This is a genomic window from Nostoc sp. UIC 10890 (assembly GCF_054786515.1).
The window spans coordinates 1,479,641-1,500,956 of record NZ_JBSGKF010000001.1; the positions used below are offsets into that span (position 1 = coordinate 1,479,641).

The 21,316-nt window shown below is 43.2% G+C and carries 18 protein-coding genes and 1 tRNA gene; 12 read left to right on the plus strand and 7 right to left on the minus strand.

Going from position 1 to position 21,316, the window contains the following annotated elements; translation table 11 throughout:
* The first annotated feature begins 125 nt into the window (after positions 1-125).
* Positions 126-5,720 (plus strand): trifunctional serine/threonine-protein kinase/ATP-binding protein/sensor histidine kinase, encoded by a 5,595-nt coding sequence (locus ACWATR_RS05900; protein WP_460330361.1) that lies wholly within the window; start codon positions 126-128, stop codon positions 5,718-5,720.
* On the opposite strand, the gene ACWATR_RS05905 is transcribed toward ACWATR_RS05900, so the two are convergent.
* Entirely contained in the window at positions 5,688-5,939 is a 252-nt protein-coding gene (locus ACWATR_RS05905) for a hypothetical protein (protein ID WP_460330364.1), read from the minus strand. The genes ACWATR_RS05900 and ACWATR_RS05905 overlap by 33 nt on opposite strands.
* A gap of 677 nt (positions 5,940-6,616) precedes the next feature.
* Here ACWATR_RS05905 and ACWATR_RS05910 point away from each other — a divergent pair.
* Positions 6,617-7,849, plus strand: coding sequence for a DUF4336 domain-containing protein (locus tag ACWATR_RS05910; RefSeq protein ID WP_460330369.1), 1,233 nt, complete (start codon positions 6,617-6,619; stop codon positions 7,847-7,849).
* A 78-nt stretch (positions 7,850-7,927) separates the two neighbouring features.
* Here ACWATR_RS05910 and ACWATR_RS05915 read toward each other — a convergent pair whose 3' ends face one another.
* Positions 7,928-9,265, minus strand: coding sequence for a YcjF family protein (locus ACWATR_RS05915; protein WP_460330371.1), 1,338 nt, complete (start codon positions 9,263-9,265; stop codon positions 7,928-7,930).
* Positions 9,266-10,051: 786 nt separating this feature from the next.
* On the opposite strand from ACWATR_RS05915, the gene ACWATR_RS05920 reads away from it, so the two are divergent.
* Positions 10,052-10,510, plus strand: coding sequence for a DUF3592 domain-containing protein (locus ACWATR_RS05920; RefSeq protein WP_460330374.1), 459 nt, complete (start codon positions 10,052-10,054; stop codon positions 10,508-10,510).
* Between the two features lie 126 nt (positions 10,511-10,636).
* Positions 10,637-10,891: a helix-turn-helix domain-containing protein gene (locus tag ACWATR_RS05925; RefSeq protein ID WP_460330378.1), complete on the plus strand. Its 255-nt coding sequence runs from the start codon at positions 10,637-10,639 to the stop codon at positions 10,889-10,891.
* A gap of 271 nt (positions 10,892-11,162) precedes the next feature.
* Here ACWATR_RS05925 and ACWATR_RS05930 read toward each other — a convergent pair whose 3' ends face one another.
* Positions 11,163-12,329, minus strand: coding sequence for a pyridoxal phosphate-dependent aminotransferase (locus ACWATR_RS05930; protein WP_460330380.1), 1,167 nt, complete (start codon positions 12,327-12,329; stop codon positions 11,163-11,165).
* Between the two features lie 740 nt (positions 12,330-13,069).
* On the opposite strand from ACWATR_RS05930, the gene ACWATR_RS05935 reads away from it, so the two are divergent.
* Positions 13,070-13,492, plus strand: a complete 423-nt coding sequence (locus ACWATR_RS05935) for a type II toxin-antitoxin system RelE/ParE family toxin (protein ID WP_435026846.1) — start codon at positions 13,070-13,072, stop codon at positions 13,490-13,492.
* A 315-nt stretch (positions 13,493-13,807) separates the two neighbouring features.
* Here the strand turns inward: ACWATR_RS05935 and ACWATR_RS05940 are convergent, their stop codons facing one another.
* From ACWATR_RS05940 to ACWATR_RS05950, 3 genes are all read right to left on the minus strand, one after another.
* Entirely contained in the window at positions 13,808-14,890 is a 1,083-nt protein-coding gene (locus tag ACWATR_RS05940; protein WP_460330383.1) for a class I fructose-bisphosphate aldolase, read from the minus strand.
* A gap of 147 nt (positions 14,891-15,037) precedes the next feature.
* Complete coding sequence (locus ACWATR_RS05945; protein WP_460330385.1) at positions 15,038-15,352, minus strand: DUF1622 domain-containing protein; 315 nt, start codon at positions 15,350-15,352, stop codon at positions 15,038-15,040.
* Positions 15,339-15,704, minus strand: coding sequence for a DUF1622 domain-containing protein (locus tag ACWATR_RS05950; RefSeq protein WP_460330387.1), 366 nt, complete (start codon positions 15,702-15,704; stop codon positions 15,339-15,341). Before ACWATR_RS05950 ends, ACWATR_RS05945 begins: the two co-directional genes overlap by 14 nt.
* A 210-nt stretch (positions 15,705-15,914) precedes the next feature.
* Here ACWATR_RS05950 and ACWATR_RS05955 point away from each other — a divergent pair, with 210 nt between their 5' ends.
* The gene (locus tag ACWATR_RS05955) at positions 15,915-16,244 is read left to right on the plus strand and encodes a hypothetical protein (protein WP_460330389.1); all 330 of its coding nucleotides are present in this window, start codon (positions 15,915-15,917) and stop codon (positions 16,242-16,244) included.
* Positions 16,245-16,490: 246 nt separating this feature from the next.
* Here ACWATR_RS05955 and ACWATR_RS05960 read toward each other — a convergent pair.
* Positions 16,491-16,577 (minus strand) — tRNA-Ser (locus ACWATR_RS05960).
* 106 nt (positions 16,578-16,683) lie between these two features.
* Here ACWATR_RS05960 and ACWATR_RS05965 point away from each other — a divergent pair.
* The 6 genes from ACWATR_RS05965 to ACWATR_RS05990 all read left to right on the plus strand — a co-directional run bounded on the left by ACWATR_RS05965 (position 16,684) and on the right by ACWATR_RS05990 (position 21,256).
* Positions 16,684-17,052 carry a 2Fe-2S iron-sulfur cluster-binding protein gene (locus ACWATR_RS05965; RefSeq protein WP_069074190.1) on the plus strand — a complete coding sequence of 123 codons (369 nt, stop codon included), beginning with the start codon at positions 16,684-16,686 and terminating at the stop codon, positions 17,050-17,052.
* Between the two features lie 74 nt (positions 17,053-17,126).
* Complete coding sequence (locus ACWATR_RS05970) at positions 17,127-17,672, plus strand: thermonuclease family protein (protein WP_460340236.1); 546 nt, start codon at positions 17,127-17,129, stop codon at positions 17,670-17,672.
* A gap of 131 nt (positions 17,673-17,803) precedes the next feature.
* The gene (locus tag ACWATR_RS05975) at positions 17,804-18,616 is read left to right on the plus strand and encodes an inositol monophosphatase family protein (RefSeq protein WP_460330392.1); all 813 of its coding nucleotides are present in this window, start codon (positions 17,804-17,806) and stop codon (positions 18,614-18,616) included.
* Between the two features lie 74 nt (positions 18,617-18,690).
* Entirely contained in the window at positions 18,691-19,641 is a 951-nt protein-coding gene (locus ACWATR_RS05980) for a J domain-containing protein (protein ID WP_460330395.1), read from the plus strand.
* Positions 19,641-20,855, plus strand: a complete 1,215-nt coding sequence (locus tag ACWATR_RS05985) for an ATP phosphoribosyltransferase regulatory subunit (RefSeq protein ID WP_460330398.1) — start codon at positions 19,641-19,643, stop codon at positions 20,853-20,855. Before ACWATR_RS05980 ends, ACWATR_RS05985 begins: the two co-directional genes overlap by 1 nt.
* A gap of 176 nt (positions 20,856-21,031) precedes the next feature.
* Complete coding sequence (locus ACWATR_RS05990; RefSeq protein WP_012407913.1) at positions 21,032-21,256, plus strand: indolepyruvate ferredoxin oxidoreductase subunit alpha; 225 nt, start codon at positions 21,032-21,034, stop codon at positions 21,254-21,256.
* Positions 21,257-21,316: the final 60 nt, after the last annotated feature.

A 21,316-nucleotide genomic window follows, 5' to 3' on the forward strand; every position in this document is an offset into this window, starting at 1 on the left:
AGCTGCTTTCATGTTGACTTCGCTGCATGAGTCAACAAATTCCCGCCCAAAAAATTACTGGATAAATTGTGAGATTGCAAGTGGATTAGGGAAAACTGAACTCAGATTATCCAGTAGCAGCTATTATGGTAGAGAATCGAGTTAATGTTCCCGGCTATGGGATTGGTGAAAGCATCTACACCAGTACTCGCACTCTGGTTTACCGAGGTTGGCGACAGGCTGATCAAAACCCAGTTGTCATCAAAGTTCTGAAAAATGCCTATCCTAGTCTGATTGAGTTGGCTCAATTCAGAAATCAGTACACAATTGCGAAAATCTTAAATGTCTCTGGGGTTGTTCGCGTCTATGGTCTGGAGAGTTGCCAAAATCGACTTGCCCTGATTCTGGAAGACTTTGGCGGAGTTTCTTTAAAGGAGTACACCACTTTTAAAAGGAAAGGACTCAGCGAGACAGAAAATCAGGAAAACTCCTCACCCCTTCATCCTGATTTCTTGACTGAGTTTCTCCAGATTGCGATCGCACTTGCCGATATTCTGGGTGATCTTTACCATCACAAAATCATCCACAAGGATATCAAACCTGCCAATATCCTGATTAATCCCACCACCAGGCAGGTGAAACTCATCGACTTTAGCATTGCTTCACTGCTACCAAGAGTTACCCAACTTTCAACCAGCCCCACTATTTTAGAAGGAACTCTCGCCTACCTTTCCCCCGAACAAACCGGGCGAATGAACCGAGGGATTGATTACCGCACTGACTTCTATTCTCTGGGTGTCACATTCTATGAACTGTTAACGGGACAATTGCCATTTCAATCTGATGATTTGATGGAATTGGTGCATTGTCATATCGCTAAACAACCTGCTTCTTTGGAGCAATTCAAAATTCCTCAAGCAGTTTCAGATATCGTGATCAAATTGATGGCGAAGAATGCTGAAGACCGCTATCAAAGTGCATTAGGGCTAAAACACGATCTGGAAACCTGTTTGATTCAATTGCAGAAAAGCGGCAATATTGTGCCCTTTGAGCTAGGACAGCGGGACATTTGCGATCGCTTTGCGATTCCCGAAAAACTCTACGGTCGGGAAGTAGAAGTTGCAATGCTGCTAGCAACTTTTGAGCGGGTGCGCCAAGGAAATTCTGAACTAATGCTGGTGGCCGGTTCCTCTGGCATTGGTAAAACAGCAATTGTCAACGAAATTCATAAACCGATTACCCGTCAGCGGGGATACTTTATCAAGGGCAAATTCGATCAATTTAATCGTAATATTCCCTTTTTTGCTTTGGTGCAAGCGTTTCGAGACTTAATGGCACAACTGCTGACAGAGAGTGATCCTCAAATTGAGCAGTGGAAGACCCAAATTTTATCCACATTGGGTGAGAGTGCCCAGGTGATTATTGAGGTGATTCCAGAACTCGAACAGATCATTGGTCAACAGCCCTCTGTTCCGGAATTATCGGGCAGTGCTGTCCAAAGCCGCTTCAATTTGCTGTTTCAGAAATTCATTCAAGTATTCACAACCCAAGACCATCCCCTCGTCATTTTCCTCGATGACTTACAGTGGGCAGACTCGGCTTCATTAAAGCTGATGCATCTGTTGATGAGTGAAGCAAGCAACTCTTATTTGCTAGTGATTGGAGCATATCGGGATAATGAGGTTTCGTTTGCACATCCCTTGATGTTGACCATTGAGGAGATGCGACAAGAGGCAATTACAGTTAGTAGTATTGTCCTTTCTGTGCTTACCCAGACCGACCTGAATCAACTGATTGCAGATACCCTCAAATATTCACCAGAACAAGCCCTAGCGATCGCCAATCTGGTGTATCAACAGACCAAAGGCAATCCATTTTTCACGAACCAATTTCTCAAATCACTGCATGAAGATGGGCTAATTGCCTTTGCTGCCAAAACAGGCACTTGGCAGTGTAATATTGCTCAAATCCGAGCGCTTTCTTTTAAAGAAGATATTGTGGAGTTTGTGGCGCTGCAACTCCAGAAATTACTACCACAGACTCAGGATATTCTCAAACTGGCTGCATGTATCGGCAATCAGTTTGATTTAGAAACCCTATCGCTTGTCTATGAAAAATCTCCAGCCCAGACCGCAGCGGATTTGTGGCCAGTTCTCAAGGATGGATTAATTTTGCCCAGTGGGGAAGGGTATACATTCTTTCAGGATGAGTCTGTTGTCATGGATGATTTGACAAATGACAACGAATCAATAACTATTACCTACAAATTTCTCCACGATCGCATTCAACAAGCCGCTTATTCACTAATTCCGGCGAATCAGAAACCAGTAACTCACCTCAAGATTGGTCAATTGCTGTTAAACAATACCCCGGAAACTGAGCAAGAAAAGATCATTTTTGAAATTGTTAACCAACTGAATGTTGGGATAGAACTGATCGTAGCCCAGCCCGATCGCGATCAACTGGTACAACTCAACCTGTTGGCAGGACGGAAAGCTAAGTCTTCCACAGCTTACCGAGTAGCAATTGAGTATTTGACCATCGGGATTAGTTTATTGAGATCCGACTGTTGGCAAAGTCAATATGAGTTGACTTTGGCACTGCACGAATTAGCAACTGATGCTGCTTACCTTTGTGGTGCGTATGAACAGATGGAGCAATTCGCCCAAACAGTGATGCAGCAAACGAAAACTCCACTGGATCAAGTCAGCATTTACGAAACCAAAATCCAGGCCTATACAGCTAAAAATGATGTGCTAGGTGCGATCGCGATCGCCCGTCAGGGAATGAGTCAGCTTGGTGTGGTTTTCCCAGAAACACCTACTTTCCAAGATATTCAGCAAGCCCTTCAGGAAACCGCTACCTTAATTCACGGGCGTAACATTGCTTCCTTGGTTGACTTACCAGTGATGACAGCAAAAGACAAGCTAGCTGTCACCCGAATTGTGGCAAATGTTGCTCCAGCCGTTTACATCGCCGAGCAAAATCTGTTTCCGCTACTCATATTGTCTCAAGTCAAAGCATCGATTCACTATGGCAATGCTCCCTTTTCTGCCTTTTGTTATGCCTGTTATGGCATTCTCTTGAACGGAATTCTTCAGGATATTGAAACAGCCGATCAAGTTGGCAGCCTTGCTTTGGCACTAACTGATAAATTTAATATTAGCGACATCAAACCCACTGTATTTTATGTTGTGGGTGCTTTCATAACTTATTTAAAGTCTCCACTAAAAAAATCGTTACAGCTCATGCTAGAGGGCTACAAGATTGCCCTAGAAACTGGAAACGTATACTACGTGGGCTTCAATACGAAAGATATCTGTCAGTATTCTTATTTCCTAGGTCAAGAACTGAACTCATTAGAGCAAGACATAAGAGCTTACAGTCATGTTTTAGAAAATTTTAAGCAAGGCACGACCCTCAACTACTGCCGCATCTTCTGGCAAACAGTTTTGAACTTGCTCGGCAAGGCTGAGAATCCCTGCATTTTAACAGGTGAGGCACTTAACGAAGCAGAATTTGTCACCCAACTGGTTAATGCCAATGAGTTGACTGGGCTTCATTACTTCTGGCTCCACAAATTGATTCTCTGTTATCTGTTTGAAAACCTCTCTGAAGCAGTGGAAACAGCTGCTCAAGCTAGAGAATATCTAGTTGCAGGCATGGGCTATGCCACTGTGCCGATGTTTTATTTCTATGATTCACTGACGGCTTTGGCAGAGTATTCTACGGCTACACCTTCTTGGCGAGAAACATTGCTGGAACGAGTCACAGATAACCAGAGAAAAATGCAGACTTGGGCGCACCATACACCCATGAATTATTTGCACAAATTTGAACTGGTAAAAGCTGAAGAATGCCGAGTGTTGGGGCAAATGGGGCAAGCAGTGGATCTCTACGATCGCGCGATCGCAGGGGCAAAAGTCAATGGATACATTCAAGAAGTTGCCCTCGCTAATGAACTAGCTGCCCGATTTTACCTGGAATGGAACAAAGAGCCGATCGCTCAAATTTACCTAGCAAATGCCTATTATAGTTACCTCAACTGGGGAGCAGTAGCCAAAGTCAACCAGTTGTCCCATCAATATCCTCAATTCTTGGCTACGATCCAACAGCCGCAAGAAACTGTTTCTTCAAACCTCACCCGCACCACTACAACCGGATTGGGACACACTAGTTCTGGTGGGTTTGAAGCCTTAGATTTAGCAACAGTAATGAAAGCCTCTCATGCCCTAGCGGGAGAAATTGAGTTAGAAAAGCTGTTGACAACCCTGATGCAAGTCGTGATCGAAAATGCCGGGGCTGAAAAATCTGTCCTTCTACTGCTTCAAGATGATCATTGGGTGGTTGCAGCTCAAAAAACCAGCAAAGCGATCGTGGAAACGGTTGTTGCAAATCCAATTCCTCAATCAGAGGAGCGATTAGGTGAAAACCTTGGGATAAAAAATCTACACTCCCTTCCGCTTTCAGCCAGTCAGGATATCCCCAAAGCGGTTGTGAACTATGTCTCACGTACCTCCGCAACCCTGGTACTAGATGATGCTCGCACAGAAACCACCTTCGCCAACGATCCCTACATTATGCAATGGCAACCCAAAAGCTTGCTATGTACGCCCATTCATAATCGTGGCCAGCTAATTGGTATCCTCTACTTGGAAAACAGTTTGACGACTGGAGTCTTTACCCAAAACCGTCTTGAGATTTTGCGGCTACTCACAGCACAAGCTGCCATCTCGCTGCAAAACGCCATGTTGTATACCAATTTAGCTGTGGCAAAAACCCAACTAGAAGACTACAGCCATACCTTAGAAGACAAGGTGCAGCAGAGAACTTTTGAGTTGAATGATAAAAATCAGCATCTCTCGGAAACCTTAGAGAAACTTCAACACACGCAAACTCAATTGATTCAAACTGAAAAAATGTCTTCGTTAGGACAAATGGTGGCAGGTGTTGCTCACGAAATTAACAACCCGATTAACTTTATTTATGGCAACCTCACCTATACCAATGAGTATTGTCAAGATTTACTGCGCTTGGTTGAGCGCTATCAGCACTACTATCCTCAACCGTTCGCTGAGATTCAAGAAGAACTAGAGGCAATAGATTTCAAATTCCTCAAGTCAGACCTACAAAAACTGCTGCAATCAATGAAAGTGGGGGCAGATCGCATCCGCCAAATTGTCCTTTCTCTCCGCAATTTCTCGCGCCTGGATGAGTCCGAAATGAAACCTGTCAACATTCACGAAGGCATCGACAGCACTTTGCTAATTTTACAACACCGCCTCGAAGGGAAAACATACCGTCCTGCAATTGATGTGATTAAGGAATATGCACAGTTGCCAGAAGTCAACTGCTATGCCAGCCAGATTAATCAGGTGTTTATGAATATTCTCAGCAATGCTATTGATGTATTGGATTCATCCTTTGCAACAACTGAACATAATAAACAAGCAACAATTCCCACCATCCGAATTCGTACTAAAATGACTGATGCCCATACAGTCACCATTCAAATTGCAGATAATGGGTCTGGTATGTCTGAAGAAGTGAAGCAGCATCTATTTGACCCCTTTTTCACAACAAAACCTGTTGGACGAGGAACGGGCTTGGGATTATCGATTAGCTACTCTATTATGGAAAAACATGAGGGACGATTAAGTGTAATATCGGAACAAGGAAAAGGAGCGGAGTTTTTCCTTGATATTCCCTTAAAAAAGCTGGTTCCTACCTCTGTAGGTTGACCGCGCCAATTTAGCTAAAACAGCAAGAAGCCTCTCACTTACCGCTTGGGTAAGTGATGAGATGAATTGCTGGGCGATGACGAATTGACCAACCTTGCTGATTGAACTACGTTCAATCAGCAAGGTTGGTCGGTGAGGAATCGCCAATCCTTTGATTTGGCAACCTATCAATCCAATCTTCAACCAACTGGGTAACTGTTTTTTCTTTGCCTTGTGCATAAGCTTTAAGCTTATCGTGCCTCCTAGATGATATGCGAATATGTAGGTCTTTTTTCTCCATAAGTATGTACATAACGTGAACATACTTATGGTAATATATAAATGGTCGATGACCCACCCACACGGCTGTAAACAAAAGGTCAACCCCTTCGGGGAATTCAAAATTCAAAATTATTAATTCAAAATTGAAGACAATCAGTGGGGGCAAGAACCAAGCGAATTAATTAATTCAAAATTATTCTTATTATTCATTTTGAATTTTGAATTTTGAATTCAAAAAATGGTCAAAGTAGCGGTAATACGCTTACCAGTGTAACTAGCGTGAGTAAGGGGGAAAAGAATTTGCCGCTGGAACGCGTAGGCACACTCCATGTAAATTCTCGGATTAACAATTTAACTGCCTGCGGGAGGCGGGCGGCTGCCTGGGTTCTGGCTTTGTCCAGATAAAGGGGGAAACCCCAGAGATGCTATGTAAGACTCGGAGCGTTTTTGGTAACGCACATTGTTTTTACAATGTCCCTAACAAAGCAATAGCAAATGAGACAGGAAGCTTACACTTACTGCGATAGCAGAAGTGTAGGTACTTCACCTTATTATTATCTCAACAATTTACTCTCTAACTCCGTGGGGAGTAAATAAAAACAATTTGAGATCGGGAATTTGGAGGGGGTTGCAGAGTGACTGATGATGAACGCGTAGTCAATACACAACAGATTTATCTAAAGGACTTTTCCTGGGGATTATGGCCTGTTGTGCCACTCTACCCTTACGGTAGGCGGCAGACAATTCGTAAAGAGGTGCTTAAGGACACAATCTGGAATTTTGACCAGATTCAGGGCATTTTCTACGTAGTTGTGCCGATTCGTATGACTGTGGTTAAGCTGGAAACTGGGGGTCTTTTGATCTACGCGCCTGTTGCACCAACTCCAGAGTGCATCCGGCTTGTGAATGAATTGGTGGCAGAACATGGCAATGTTAAGTACATCATCCTACCGACTATCTCTGGTATAGAACACAAAGTTTTCGTCGGCCCCTTCGCCAGATACTTTCCCACTGCACAGGTATTTGTGGCTCCCCATCAGTGGAGTTTCCCGCTAAATCTCCCCCTTAGTTGGCTTGGCTTACCCCCAAAACGAACTCAAGTACTTCCAGAAGATAGTAGCAAAACACCCTTTGCTGATGAGTTTGATTATGCAATGCTGGGCCCCATCGACCTTGGCCCTGGTAGGTTTGCAGAAGTTGCTTTTTTCCACAAGCGATCGCATACTCTTTTAGTCACTGATTCTGTACTTTCGATCCCAGAAGATCCACCTGCGATCGTTTTATTAGATCCATATCCCTTGTTATTCCATGCCAAGGATCATGCTTCTGATATTGTTGCAGACATTCCGGAAAATCGCCGTAAGGGTTGGGGGCGCATCTGTTTGTTTGCTTTGTATTTTCAACCAAGGGCACTAGATATACCCCAATGGAGTCAGGTGTTGCAAGATGCCTTGAAAGCACCACAACGCTCAAGGAAAGCTTATTTTGGATTGTATCCCTTTAAATGGCAGTCAGATTGGCAGCGATCGTTTTATGCTCTGCAAGGGAATGGGCGTTTGTTTGTCGCACCAATTTTACAAACGCTAATTCTCAACCGCGCACCAAAAGAAACCATCGACTGGGCTGAAAAAGTTGCTCGTTGGGATTTCCAGTGGATAATTCCCTGCCACTTTGATTCACCGATTAAAGCCGAACCGCATCAGTTTCGCCAAGCTTTTTCTTTTTTGGAAAAGCAGCCTGCTGTCAGTGGGGGTTTATTCAGCAGTAGCAGCTATCCTTTACCAGAGGAAGATTTTAAAGCACTTAGAGAAATCGATGCAGGTTTAAATAAGTTTGGCATTGTGCCAGCACCAAAGGAGAAAGTATAAACAGTAGAAGCCTATGCCAGAGGCAATCCTTTGGTGAACTACTAGTGTTTAAAATAATTACGAATTACGAATTACGAATTACGAATTACGAATTCCCTTAAACCGTTCTTTTGCCGCCTGAAACGCTTCTTGCATCACCAACTGAATTTTTTCGGGATCGGGTTTCTTTCCTCCCATTAAATCACCAAAGTAAACGCAGGCTGCTTCCCCAAGCGCCCAGGTATAGGCGGCTGCCCAAGAGGCTGCGATCGCACTACCAAAACCTGGTATAAATTTAATTAATTCCCGTGCAATTGCCTGTGCTAAAAAACCACCTGCGATCGCACTCACAACACCCCCAGCTTGAGATGGAGTAACTGTTTGCCCATATAATTTACCCAACAGTCCAACCATTGATACTTGTAAAGCAGTGAGTACGGGCATTGTGGCAAATGGCAAAGGTACAGCGGCGAGAGTGGCAGACATAATCGCAAATGGCAAAATATAACGGCGTGCAGCATCTCGGTAAAGGTTGCCAATTTGCTTCCCAACTTCTTCTTGATCTAATAGCTGATAAATCGCCTGGGCTTCTGCTTGTGGGAGTAGTTCTGCTAAGGAATCTCGCAGCGCTTCTAAGCCATAAAATACCGGAGTGTAGCCATCTTCTTCTAAAGTAAAGTCAATTAGTACAGAGCGGTCAGTTATTCCTGCGAAGGCTTGTTGCATCGCGGCAAATGCGCGGTTGACTTCCTCATAATCTGGTGGATAGGCGGGATGATCAACAATATCGGCAGGATAAACTTCATGCAAACAGGTAACTACCAACAGACAGGGAATCTCTGGATACTTCTGGCGTAGTTGTTGAGCAATTTTTCGTAGCGTGTCAGTTGCAAAATCGTTGATTTTGACGGTCAAAAGGAGAATTCTGGCGGAACGAGTTTGCTGTTGTAAATCGCTAGCTAATTCCTGAATAATTCCTTGGGTATCTTGTTTAACATCACCCAAACCTACCGTATCAGTAAAAATCAGTAGCGGCAGGTCATTAGAAGGATAGGCATAGCGCTGGGTGTTTTGCGTATGGGGGCGAAATCCCTGACCGATAATTTCGGCAGAAACTCCCGTCAATCCCCGCACAATTGAACTTTTTCCGGCTTGGGGTTTACCAATCAGTAGCGCTTCTGTGGTTGGCAGTTCGGCTCGAATTTTCTCTAAAATCTCTGTAACCTGAGCCTCACTCACACTAAACCATTCAACAACTGTCTGTGCCAGTTGTTCTACGGGTAAGAGTTGCGTTAGACGTGTTGTTGTTTTGTTCCAGACATCACCAATGCGGTTTGTCCAGGAATTATCGACGGATTTGGTAGTTGTTCCATCGGTCGGTTCACTCAATTGCTGAGAATCAGTTAAGGGTGAGTCAGCATCACGTTGCTCAGTCATTTACATCCAAACGGTAGATAGCTGTCATTCATTCAGGACACTTCATGGTGTTTAAGATTGAAATTATTAACCTAGAAGACCCTTTTACTCATCTTATAGCGATTCTCAAAGGGATAACTAGTACCGTTAGTAGTGTAATTAACTTGGGTGCAAGCCTGCCGTGAAGCATAGTGGAAAGGGAAGTTTGGCTCCCCCTTCCCTGTCCCTTACCCATATCTTTCTTAATAAACAGACAAAATACTTAAACAGTACTTACGCAAACAATAGCCGAAAAGAATGATTTTCAGGTAGTAGTAGTCTGTCAAATTCATTTTGACGGTTAGAGAGACGCGATAAATCGCCGTCTCTACAGGGAATTTATCCATCAATTATTTATTGACAGACTAGTAGGGGCAATTCATGTAGCATTGGTGTCAACTTAACGCGAAACCTCACGTCCGCCAGGGATTGTAAATCCCTGTCTCATAGCTAAAGTCCTCTTCAGAGGACTTCATAGCGCGAAAATTTTCAGTCTACTTCAGTAGACTTGAGCAATTAGTCTCTTAGTTATATTCCCTGGCGGGTGAATAACACCTAATCAGTGCGCTTGTTCATGTAGACGCGCAGCGGCTACTCTTACGAGAACGCTTTCAGAGAATGAAGGTTTTTAACCCGCGCAGGCGGGTTTTGTCTGTGTAGCCGAAACTTCTTGCTCCCCTAGTTCTCCCCGATTTTTACCTAATTTAAAAATATCAACCTAAAATTTGAAATTAACACTTTTAGCGATATCAAACTTTTCAACATCCTATGAATGAAGATACAACATTTTTTCGTATATTTGGTTCAATATTCGGTGGTGTTGGCAGCATAATTGCCGTTACGGGCATAATTATTGGACTGAATACTCGTTCCTTTGTGACCTCTGCAATCCCAGCACAAGGGACAATAATTGATTTGGTGCAACGTTCATCAACTGATAATAAGGGTCGTTATTCTTATGTCTACTATCCAGTGGTGAAATTTACCACTTCCTCTGGTGAAACAACGGTTTTTGAAGCAAATTCAGGCAGCAACCCACCAGAATTTACTAAAGGTCAGCAGGTAGAAATACTATACAGTCCTGAAAAACCAAATTCTGCCACGATCAATTCCTGGCTGAGTTTATGGTTTTTGCCTATTATGTTTATCAGCTTAGGATCAATTTTTGCCTTGGTTGGCGGAATTGTATTAGTCAGGTCGTTTCCGCGTTTGATAGGTTCTAAATAAAAGTATTTTGGGAACGGAATAGACTGATTTTTTTAATCTTGCATCAAAGTTACTACTAAAATCTCCATTAAGAAAACGAAGAATACAGCAACGTAGATGCAATAAGTATTTGAGGCATTAATACCTATGTTTGAACCCTATGCCATCCGCACCAAAGCTGATTATCGTGCTGCACTTGATGAAATTGAAAGATTGTTTGATGCGGAACTAAATACACCAGAGTTTGACCGCTTGGAAGTTTTAACTACGCTTGTGGCAGCATACGAGCAAAGGTATTACCCAATAGAACCACTAGATCCTATTGAAGCAATTTTATATTATCTCGAATTCCGTGAGTTGTCTTTGGATGAATTAGAACCAATTAAACAAGCGATGTCTTAGAGCTTATTTGAAAAGCAAATATACCAGGCGATTAGAAATCGCGGCTACACAAACGAAGCCCGCGCAGGCGGACTTAAGAAATTGGAAACCCGCGTAGGTGGGTAAAGTCCCGTGCTTCACGCAATGCTTTAAAGTAATGAGTAATGAGTAAGGAGTAATGAGTGGATGAAAAATGGGTATTTACTCATTACTCATTACTCCTTACTCATTACTCATTACTCCTTCTTAAGAGCGCCTTTAGGTCGGTGAGGATGTCAAAAATGACAACTAACTAAATACGCGACTTGACAAATTTTTCCAATCTATCCATTCCCTTTTCAATCGTCGCCATATCTGTGGCGTAGGAAAGGCGAATATTGTCATCAGCGCCAAAAGCAATTCCGGGAATGACTGCAACTTGATGTTGTTCCAGCAAAGCGTCACAAAATTCTAGAGATTTTAGACCGGTTTTGCTGATATCAGGGAACAGATAAAAAGCGCCATTTGGTTTTGCGGTACTCAATCCGGGAATGGCGTTGAGTCTGTCTAGCATTACCTGTCGGCGTTTGGCGAAGGCTTGGCGCATTTCTTCGACACAATCTTGGGAACTTTCTAAAGCTGCGATCGCACCATATTGAGCAAAGGTACAAACGTTAGATGTACTATGTCCTTGGATGGTACTCGCTGCTTTAATGATTTCCACGGGCCCTGCTAAATAGCCAAGACGCCAGCCCGTCATGGAATAAGCTTTCGCAAACCCATTACTGATCAAAGTGCGGTCAAAAATTTCCTTCCCAAGAGAACCGATGCTGATATGTTCTGCACCGTCGTAGAGAATCTTTTCGTAAATCTCATCAGAGACGACTAAGATATCTGCATCAACTATTACCTGCGCCAGTGCTTTGATTTCATCTGGCGTGTAAACCATCCCTGTGGGATTAGATGGAGAGTTGAGGATAAATAGCTTTGTCCTGGGCGTGATTGCTTTACGGAGTTGTTCGGGAGTAATTTTATAACCCGTCGTTGCATCTGTGGGCACAATTACCGAAACTCCACCGACCAAAGTCACCATTTCGGGATAACTTAGCCAGTAGGGTGCAGGGATAATTACCTCATCACCTGGATCGATTAGCGCCACCATTAAGTTGTACAGAGAATGTTTACCACCATTAGTGACGATGACATTCTCTGACTTGTAATCAAGACCATTATCAGTTTTAAGCTTACGGGCGATCGCTTCCCTTAACTTTGGTTCTCCGGCGGCGGCACCATACTTGGTTTTGCCTTCATCCAAAGCTTTGACTGCTGCGGCTTTAATATGCGCTGGGGTATCAAAATCTGGTTCTCCAGCGCTAAAACTACAAACATCTATTCCCTCTGCCTTCAATGCCTTAGCCTTGGCTGCGATCGCTAAGGTTAATGAAGGTGTTACCTGACTTACTCTTGCTGCCAGCTTCATTCTTACTTTTTTTTGGCAAATCTTTCACTTATCTAAGGATATCCCAGAATCATTACCGAGATTTGCTTTTTCTGAATTCGTTGGGGGCTGGTAAGTGGGGAATTGGCTAGAATTCCACAGAGAAAATCCTGTTGCTGATAAATGAAGAGTTTCTTAGTGGGGAAGGCTTTAAGGCAGGGAAGAAGTAAATAAGGCGGCTAAGGGGTTGAATGCTCTGTGTTAGAGGTTGTTTGAAAAGTTGTTTGCTGTAATTTTAATCACATTATTACCCCCCTTAATCCCCCCTTATAAAGGGGGGAAACCGGAAAATACGGTTCCCTCCCCTTTATAAGGCTACGGTGTACACACAAGTTGAAAAAGCTTGATTTTCCATTCTTCTCTCGTTTATCTCGTTTACCTCGTTTTTATCTCGTTCCCATGTTCTACATGGGAATGCTCCTCGTGGAGGCTCTGCCTCCAATCTGGCATTGAGTCAGAGACTCAATGAATGCATTCCCAGTCGGAGACTGGGAACGAGGAAAGTCTTATCAAGCTAGGTTTTTAGGACTTGTGTGTACACCGTAGCCTTTATAAGGGGAGGGGTAGGGTGGGGTAAAAAATATTTGATACATCAATCATGACTTTTCAAACAACCTCTTAGGAGCTTTTTAGGGATGTCGGCAAAGGCGATGAAGTAAGTAGTTCTTTTATTGACCTGGTATACTGTTGAAAATATATGTCTCATTATTAATAATAGATTAGTGTGGAACGTTGAATTTCATGATGATTTTGCATCAGAATTTGAGGATTTATCTGAAGAAGTACAAGATGAACTAATAGCTACAGCAAAGCTATTAGAAACATTTGGCTCACAGCTAAAACGTCCTCATGCTGACACACTCAATGGTTCCCAATACAGGAATATGAAAGAGTTAAGGTTTAACGCCAATGGTGGTGTTTGGCGTGTAGCATTCGCTTTTGACCCAACAAGACAAGCAATCTTACTCGTAGCAGGTAATAAATCGGGTGTTGGCCAAAAGCGTTTTTATAAAGAATTAATCAAAAAAGCTGATGCGCGATATAAAAGTCATCTTTTAAACTTAGGGGAGGATTCAAGGGGAAATGGGGAAAAGTTTGAGAGACAAAATCAAAGAGCTACCGATAGAACGTCAAAAGAAAATTGAAGCACGCGCTCAAGAGTTAATAGCTCAAGAACTACAAAGACAGGACAAACGCACCTTATTTTTAGGAAACTTGCTGTCTATAGGTCTTTTCCCTTATTTTGGTAGCTTAATATTTTTTGGAAGCCTTGCTCAACAAGGTATCCAGCTTGATGAAACCCTGGCTATAAAGACAAAGAACAAGACTTAAAAAATACATAATTAGGGAAACGAAACACTTTTTTAAAGAGGGGTAGCTGTTCTTAAAAAAATAATGGGGAATGGGGAATGGGGCATTGATTATTAATTCTTCTCCCCACGCTCCCTGCTCCCCATTCCCTAAGCTATCGTCACGTCCGGCGACAAATAAACATCTTGAATGGTGTGAAATAGCTTCACACCTTCATCAAAGGGACGCTGGAAGGTCTTCCGCCCAGAAATTAATCCTGAACCACCAGCCCGTTTGTTGATTACAGCAGTGCGAACGGCTTCGGCGAAGTCATTTTTCCCAGTCGCGCCACCAGAATTAATCAGTCCCACGCGCCCAGAGTAGCAATTCAGCACTTGGTAACGAGTTAAATCAATTGGGTGATCAGTTGTCAATTCTGTGTAAACCCGCTCATCGGTTTTGCCGTAACTCTTACCACTGGCTTTGGCAACTGCACCGTAACCATTGTTAGTTTCGGGTAACTTTTGTTTGATGATGTCGGCTTCAATGGTTACACCCAAATGATTCGCTTGTCCGGTGAGGTCAGCCGCTAGGTGGTAATCTTTATCTTGTTTAAAGGCGTTATTTCGCAGATAGCACCAGAGAATAGTGACCATCCCTAGTTCATGGGCGCGTTTAAAAGCTTGGCTGATTTCTTTGATTTGTCTAGTAGAATTCTCGGAACCAAAGTAAATTGTCGCACCTATCGCCGCCGCCCCTAAATTCCAAGCTTGTTCCACATCAGCAAATAATACTTGGTCAAATTGATTGGGGAAAGTCAGCAATTCGTTGTGATTGATTTTGACAATAAAGGGAATTTTGTGGGCATATTTGCGCGAAACTATGCCTAATGTCCCTAAAGTAGTAGCAACAGCATTGCAATCTGCGGCGATCGCTAGCTTGACAATATTTTCTGGGTCAAAGTAAATCGGATTGGGCGCAAAAGACGCACCTGCTGAGTGTTCAATCCCTTGGTCTACCGGTAGAATAGACAAATAACCTGTGTTTGCCAGACGACCAGTAGAATAAAGCAGCTGGAGATTACGCAATACTTGAGGGTTGCGATCGCTGTTGAGCCAGATTCGATCTACAAAGTCTGGCCCCGGCAAATGTAGTAAATCACGAGAAACTTTTGCTTTGTAGGTAAGCAGGTCTTCTGCCTCTTTACCTAGCAATGACTCGATAGAATTAGCCTCTATGAGCGTTGTAGTCATAGCGTTTTCCTCAAAATTTGAGCAAATGACCTTTGCCTTTAAGATAGCATTTCTAATATTGTTAACCTGGTTATGCAAGCATTAACTATATGTAAAATCCTTCTGATATAGCAGTCTTAAATCATTTGTAAAAACTTGTTTGACTCATTAAACGTGAGATTTAATTGTCAAAATTTGCATTTTCTCCCAAGCAAATAACTTCTTAAGAAAGATGCGGAGTGATAGGATAACGCTAAAGATCAGAATTTGTCCCCAAGTTTGCAGGTTAATGGCCTTTAACAAAGTTGCTGCAACCATAAAGCTCAAACTTGTGAGCATTCCTTCTGCGACTATAAGTCTTGCCTGGTAAAGATTACACCTGATAACTAGAGAAAGGATTGCAGCGATGACATAACCAGCGATCGCTAGAGAACCTAACAACTGGATGATTGCTGCCCATACAGAGAAATTAAAAAGATTCATCCTTGATATTGTTCTTTTTAGTCTTTGCTTGCTCAATTTCTTTTGCCAAAAAGAAATTCAGAATTGTTCGTAGTGCAATGATGGCAGCTAGTTTACCAATTTCGTCCCAAGTTGGAGCGATCGTACTACGTAAAATGTCAGCAGCCAGTGCAAACTCAAGGGAAAGAGCCAGCCACATACCTAACCCTAAGCGAATTTCCTCTTTAGCATCGTTCAGCTTTTTACGGCGGCTAAATAAAAAAACTAGGATCTTGATGACGGCTTCCAAAACAGCGATACCAATGATAATGCCAGTGAAGATATCAACTGCTGTCGCAAGTACAGTCGTCAAATTCGTGACGAAATCTTCCATATTGTTTATTTCATGGGTTCAAGCAGGAAAATACCCTCGCACAAAGCATTGGCGATACTTGTCAGTGTTAAGTTAACAAATTCAATACAACCTGCCATCTACTAGCTGCTCAATCATGCTATCTTCGTATCCTATCTAGGATTTACAGAAAAGTAAAACCTATCTTCTCCTCATTGTGGTAATAATCGTTAAAAGAACAAACACAATTCTATGAGTAAGTTTCAAATCGATATCGACTTCAGCAATATAGATTTAGCTTCCCTGGAAACAGAAGATGATTTTCAAAGAGAGGCCAAAATATTACTACCAAAGGTACTGGTCAAACTAGGTGAAAGTGTGGGTGAAAAGACTTGGGAAGAATTACAGCAAAAGCTCCAAGGAACTGGAGGTAAACTCAAATCTTCTCCAAGCGAGAAACGCAAGTTTATCCAAGAAACAGGAAGAACTTATCAACGAAATGCCAGTAAAAGGGAAAGACAAGAACTGGAAGACTATATAGTAGAGGAATTACGCCAGCACAAGCAGCAAAGATCCACCTAAGCTTGATGCAAGCGTATTCTAACTTCTATTTTTAGTAGTAGTTTTGGTAGAGTGGATTATGCCAAAGCAAAAAAAAGCACAAACTTGCATGATAAGTTCATCTATGAACAGTTTGACTATGGAAAGTTGTGCGTAGCTTGTTTAAGAAATTTTAAGAATATCTTTGGCAATATTGCACTTTTTTCTGAACCTTTACTATTTGTAGAAGTCTAGTTCTAACTATATATTTAGACTAAGGTTTGAAAACGGAGAGGGAGAGATTCGAACTCTCGGAAACGTTTCCGCTTCACAGACTTTCCAGGTCTGCGCCTTAAACCACTCGGCCACCTCTCCAGGTGTCACAAGTTACGATCATACTATAGAATCTCAGAAAATGCAAAGATAAAGAAAGATATTTTAGATTGAATCTGAAAATCCTAATCCCACAACGCAAATCCAAATGTCCCGTACATACACAATTAGAGTTCGCGATCGCGCCACTGGCAAAACATACACCTTACAAGTACCCGAAGACCGCTACATCCTGCACACTGGCGAAAAACAAGGGGTAGAACTACCGTTTTCCTGCCGCAACGGGGCTTGCACCGCTTGCGCTGTAAGAGTTTTGTCAGGAGAAATTTATCAACCAGAGGCGATCGGATTGTCGCCAGATTTACGTCGGCAAGGTTATGCCTTGTTGTGTGTGAGTTATCCCCGTTCTGACTTGGAAGTGGAGACACAAGACGAAGATGAAGTCTACGAACTCCAGTTTGGACGCTATTTTGCTAGGGGGAAAATTAAAGCGGGTTTACCCTTAGATGAGGAATGAAGAAGAATTCAGGAGTCAGAATTCGGAATTCAGAATTCTGTCTCGATAAACAATTCAAAATCACCAAATTTCTGATGCCTGTACATTTTGGTGACTGGGTACGAAAAATAGCTATTTTGGTTTGCTTATTGCTCTTGGTGAGTTGCCAAGGCAAAAACCAACTGCCAAACAATGAAGCTCAAGTGAAAGTAGCGCGGGTAGTTAGTGGGCAGAGTTTAGAAGTTTTAGGCATGGCTGAACAACCAAATTTGATTTCCCAAGTGCGGTTAGTTGGTGTTGATGCACCAGATTTGCGACAGCGCCCTTGGGGGGAAGCAGCAAAAGAGCAGTTAGAGAATCTAATTGGTGGTACAGAACAGTCGGTAACATTGGAGTTTGATTTAGAAGCAAAAGACAAAATCGGGCGAACTCTAGCTTATGTGTGGAAAAATAAGGTGTTACTGAATGAAGAATTAGTCAAACAAGGGAATGCAATGTTTGTGGGGCGATCGCCTAACCACAAATATGACCAGCGTTTAGAACGTGCCCAACAATGGGCTAGACTCATGGGGCAAGGAATCTGGAAACCAGAAAAACCCATGCGCCTCACTCCCGCTGAGTTTCGCCGCCAAAATCTTTGAATATTGGGGATTGGGGATTGGGGACTGGGGACTGGGATTGGGGATTGGCGATAATTTACTCCCCCCTCTCCCTTGTCTTCCCTCTCTTCCTTGTCTCTTCTCCATGCCCAATGACAAATGACAAATGACAAATGACAAATCTACAAATTTTTCTAGATATTGCGACAGAAGCGGCCTTGGCTGCTGGTGCGATTTTACAAGGTTACTTGGGTAAGTTAGAAGACGCAATTATTGAAAAAGGACGCCCTGGTGATTTAGTCACCGCTGCTGATAAAGCCTCTGAAAAATTGATTTTAGAAATTTTGCGTCGTCACTTTCCCCAGCATTCTATCCTCGCTGAAGAATCAGGGAAATTCGGTAATCAAGAGAATGAATACCTCTGGGCAATAGATCCTTTAGATGGCACAACCAACTATGCTCATCAATACCCATTTTTTGCTGTTTCCATCGGGCTATTAATTAATGGCGTTCCACAAGTTGGTGTAATTTTTGACCCATTTCACAATGAATTATTCTGTGCCGCTGCTGGCTTAGGGGCAACGCGTAACCGTCGTCCCATAAAAGTTTCAGAAACATCTGAACTGAGTAAAAGCCTACTAGTAACAGGTTTTGCTTATGATCGCCGCGAAACCTCTGATAACAACTACGCAGAATTTAGTCACCTCACCCATCTTACCCAAGGAGTCAGACGTAGCGGTTCTGCCTCGCTAGATTTGGCTTATGTCGCCTGTGGGCGTGTCGATGGTTACTGGGAACGGGGGCTTTCTCCTTGGGATATTGCCGCCGGGATAATTTTGGTACAAGAAGCCGGGGGCAAAGTCACCGCATACAATGGCACTCTTGCCAAAATTGAGTCAGGTAGAATTCTCGCTACAAATGGTTATATTCACGACTCCCTCAGTAGCGAACTTTTACAAGTTCCGCCACTGTCAGCATGGGTGTAGCAGATGGGGGCTTTCCTCCCGACTTTGGGTAAACTAAGAGGAATCTAACGCTCCTTTGGTGCAAAAAAATCTATATGTCTTTCAAAATAGATCGTGGACTATTTAAATATGATTTCATAGATCATCACGCAGTATTGTGCGTTCCAGTTGATGCGGATGTTAAAGAGATTCGCAAACGCTATCTCCAAGTCGCCCGCCGCTTACACCCGGATAGTAGTTTTACTGAAAGTGCTGAACAAAAACAGCTAGGTAACGAATTTTTATCAAAGCTGGTTAACCCTGCTTACGAAAAACTTTGTGGCGATCGCACTCGCACGGAATATATTTTAATTTTGTCGCAAATTGGCAAGCGCCTGGTACAAGAATCTACTTCGGTAACTCTCAACACCGACTTGGCTAGACAGTTAACCGAGGCGGCAAATCTCGATCATTTCTATAAAAGTGCGATCGCAAAACTAGCCCAAACTCAATATGATTCTTTAGAGCAAGTACTGCAAGTCATTGCCCAAGTTAGTGAGTTGAACTTAGTGTATTTAATGCGGAGTGCAGCTAAATCATCCGCAGCGCCGCCACCACCTGCTCAACCCAAAGTCCAATCAGGTACGCCTCAGCAAAATACACCAAAAAACACACCACCAGCGCCACCAAAAGAAGACTCGGTTGTAGAACAGTATGTTCGTCGCGCTCAATCTTTGATTGATAAAAATCAATTTGCCTCAGCCAAAGTCGAGTTGCAAGAAGCTCTAAAGCTAGAACCTAAAAATAGCCGCTGTCATAGCTTAATTGCAATGGTGTATTTGAAGCAAAATCAGCTAAAAATGGCAAAAATCCATTTTGACAATGCTCTTAAATTAGACCCCAATGACGAAACAGCTCTGCAATGGAAACCTAAAATAGATAAAGCTCTAGGACAACAACCGAGTGATCATAAGGTGACTTCATCCCCCAATAATGGAGATAAGCAACCAGATAAATCTGGTAGCGGTGGTTTGTTCGGTGGTTTGTTTGGTGGGAAGAAAAAATAATGGTGTATCAACCAGCAGCGGGAGCCAGGGATTTATTGCCCTTGGATGTGGAGAAAAAACGCTGGATTGAAGATCGGTTACAGCAGGTGTTTCACCGTTGGGGATATCACAGGATTATCACCTCAACTTTAGAGCGCATGGATACCCTGATGGCGGGGGAAGCAATCCAGCGTCAAATGGTCATTCAACTACAACAAAATGGCGAAGATGATGAATTAGGGTTACGTCCAGAATTAACAGCATCTATTGCTCGTACTGTTGTGACTCGGATGGCAGGTGTCACTTATCCGCAACGGTTGTACTATAACGCCAATGTGTTTCGCCGCACTTGGGAAAGTAGACACAATCGCCAACAGGAGTTTTATCAAGCTGGGGTGGAGTTGTTAGGTACTGGCGGATTGCTGGCGAATGCCGAAGTACTGCTGTTAGTAGCAGATTGTTTGGCAGCATTGGGTTTGCAGGGATGGCATTTAATTTTAGGTGAGGCGGGAATTACCCGATCGCTCCTGAGTGCCTTTCCTGCTAATCTCCAAGATCAAGTTCGCAGTGCGATCGCTCATCTTGACCGCATTACTATAGATACTTTACCCCTGAGTGACAAACTACGCGATCGCGCCCGAATCATCATGGATTTGCGCGGGCCAAGTGCAGACGTGTTACAAAAAGTCAGTAGTTTGGATCTAGATGAAGAACAGCGAGAGGCAGTAAATAACCTCAAATCCCTAGTAGAATTACTAGAATCAGAGAAAACTTTTCCGTTAATCCTAGACCTCAGCCTCATTCAGACCATAGATTACTACACTGGCATCGTCTTTGAAGTTGTCAATGATACTGAATCCCAAGCCAGAGTTTTAGGGCGGGGTGGTCGCTATGACCAGCTTTTGGGGCTATATCATCCCCAGGGAGAAAACATACCTGGTATTGGTTTTGGACTCAGTATCGAAGATTTATACCAAGTTTTGTTATCTACTCAGCAATTACCACAATCAACCCCAGCGAGTGACTGGTTGGTAGCACCAGAGACAGCCAGTGCTAACGCCTTTGCCTTTGCCTACGCGCAAAAACTCAGAGATTCTACTGATTTAGTGCGGGTAGAAATTGATTTGGGGGGAAGAGATGCAGAGGCTATTCGCCAATACGCACGCGATCGCAGCATAGCCCAAATTGCTTGGATCAAAGCTGACGGTTCACCAAAAATTGAATCATTGCGTTAAGTGAGTTGGGCATTGGGAAAGGGAAAGGGGTAAGGGGAAAAGGGGAAAGATTAAATTTATTCCTTTTCCCTTTAACCTTTAACCTTTTCCCCCGCCCCTCTGCTCCCCTGCTCCCCTGCTCTCCCCTCCCCTGCTAGGCTAGAAATAGCCGATACAGAAAAGAGGGAATCGAGAACATGCCGCACACGATTGTTACAGAAGTCTGTGAAGGCGTCGCTGACTGCGTAGATGCCTGTCCAGTAGCTTGTATTCATGATGGCCCAGGCAAAAATGCCAAGGGAACTGATTGGTACTGGATTGACTTTGCCACTTGCATCGACTGTGGTATATGTCTCCAAGTTTGCCCTGTAGAAGGGGCAATTCTTGCAGAAGAACGACCGGAGTTGCAAAAAACTCCGTAATAGTCCATAGTCAACAGTCAATAGTCAATAGTTATGTTTGACTTGACTGTTGACCAATGA

Coding starts and splice junctions, on each gene's coding strand:
- ACWATR_RS05900 (WP_460330361.1), top strand. CDS start 126: ATGGTAGAGAATCGAGTTAATGTTCCCGGCTATGGGATTGGTGAAAGC.
- ACWATR_RS05905 (WP_460330364.1), bottom strand. CDS start 5,939: ATGCACAAGGCAAAGAAAAAACAGTTACCCAGTTGGTTGAAGATTGGA.
- ACWATR_RS05915 (WP_460330371.1), bottom strand. CDS start 9,265: ATGACTGAGCAACGTGATGCTGACTCACCCTTAACTGATTCTCAGCAA.
- ACWATR_RS05920 (WP_460330374.1), top strand. CDS start 10,052: ATGAATGAAGATACAACATTTTTTCGTATATTTGGTTCAATATTCGGT.
- ACWATR_RS05925 (WP_460330378.1), top strand. CDS start 10,637: ATGTTTGAACCCTATGCCATCCGCACCAAAGCTGATTATCGTGCTGCA.
- ACWATR_RS05930 (WP_460330380.1), bottom strand. CDS start 12,329: ATGAAGCTGGCAGCAAGAGTAAGTCAGGTAACACCTTCATTAACCTTA.
- ACWATR_RS05940 (WP_460330383.1), bottom strand. CDS start 14,890: ATGACTACAACGCTCATAGAGGCTAATTCTATCGAGTCATTGCTAGGT.
- ACWATR_RS05945 (WP_460330385.1), bottom strand. CDS start 15,352: ATGAATCTTTTTAATTTCTCTGTATGGGCAGCAATCATCCAGTTGTTA.
- ACWATR_RS05950 (WP_460330387.1), bottom strand. CDS start 15,704: ATGGAAGATTTCGTCACGAATTTGACGACTGTACTTGCGACAGCAGTT.
- ACWATR_RS05955 (WP_460330389.1), top strand. CDS start 15,915: ATGAGTAAGTTTCAAATCGATATCGACTTCAGCAATATAGATTTAGCT.
- ACWATR_RS05965 (WP_069074190.1), top strand. CDS start 16,684: ATGTCCCGTACATACACAATTAGAGTTCGCGATCGCGCCACTGGCAAA.
- ACWATR_RS05970 (WP_460340236.1), top strand. CDS start 17,127: ATGCCTGTACATTTTGGTGACTGGGTACGAAAAATAGCTATTTTGGTT.
- ACWATR_RS05975 (WP_460330392.1), top strand. CDS start 17,804: ATGACAAATCTACAAATTTTTCTAGATATTGCGACAGAAGCGGCCTTG.
- ACWATR_RS05980 (WP_460330395.1), top strand. CDS start 18,691: ATGTCTTTCAAAATAGATCGTGGACTATTTAAATATGATTTCATAGAT.
- ACWATR_RS05985 (WP_460330398.1), top strand. CDS start 19,641: ATGGTGTATCAACCAGCAGCGGGAGCCAGGGATTTATTGCCCTTGGAT.
- ACWATR_RS05990 (WP_012407913.1), top strand. CDS start 21,032: ATGCCGCACACGATTGTTACAGAAGTCTGTGAAGGCGTCGCTGACTGC.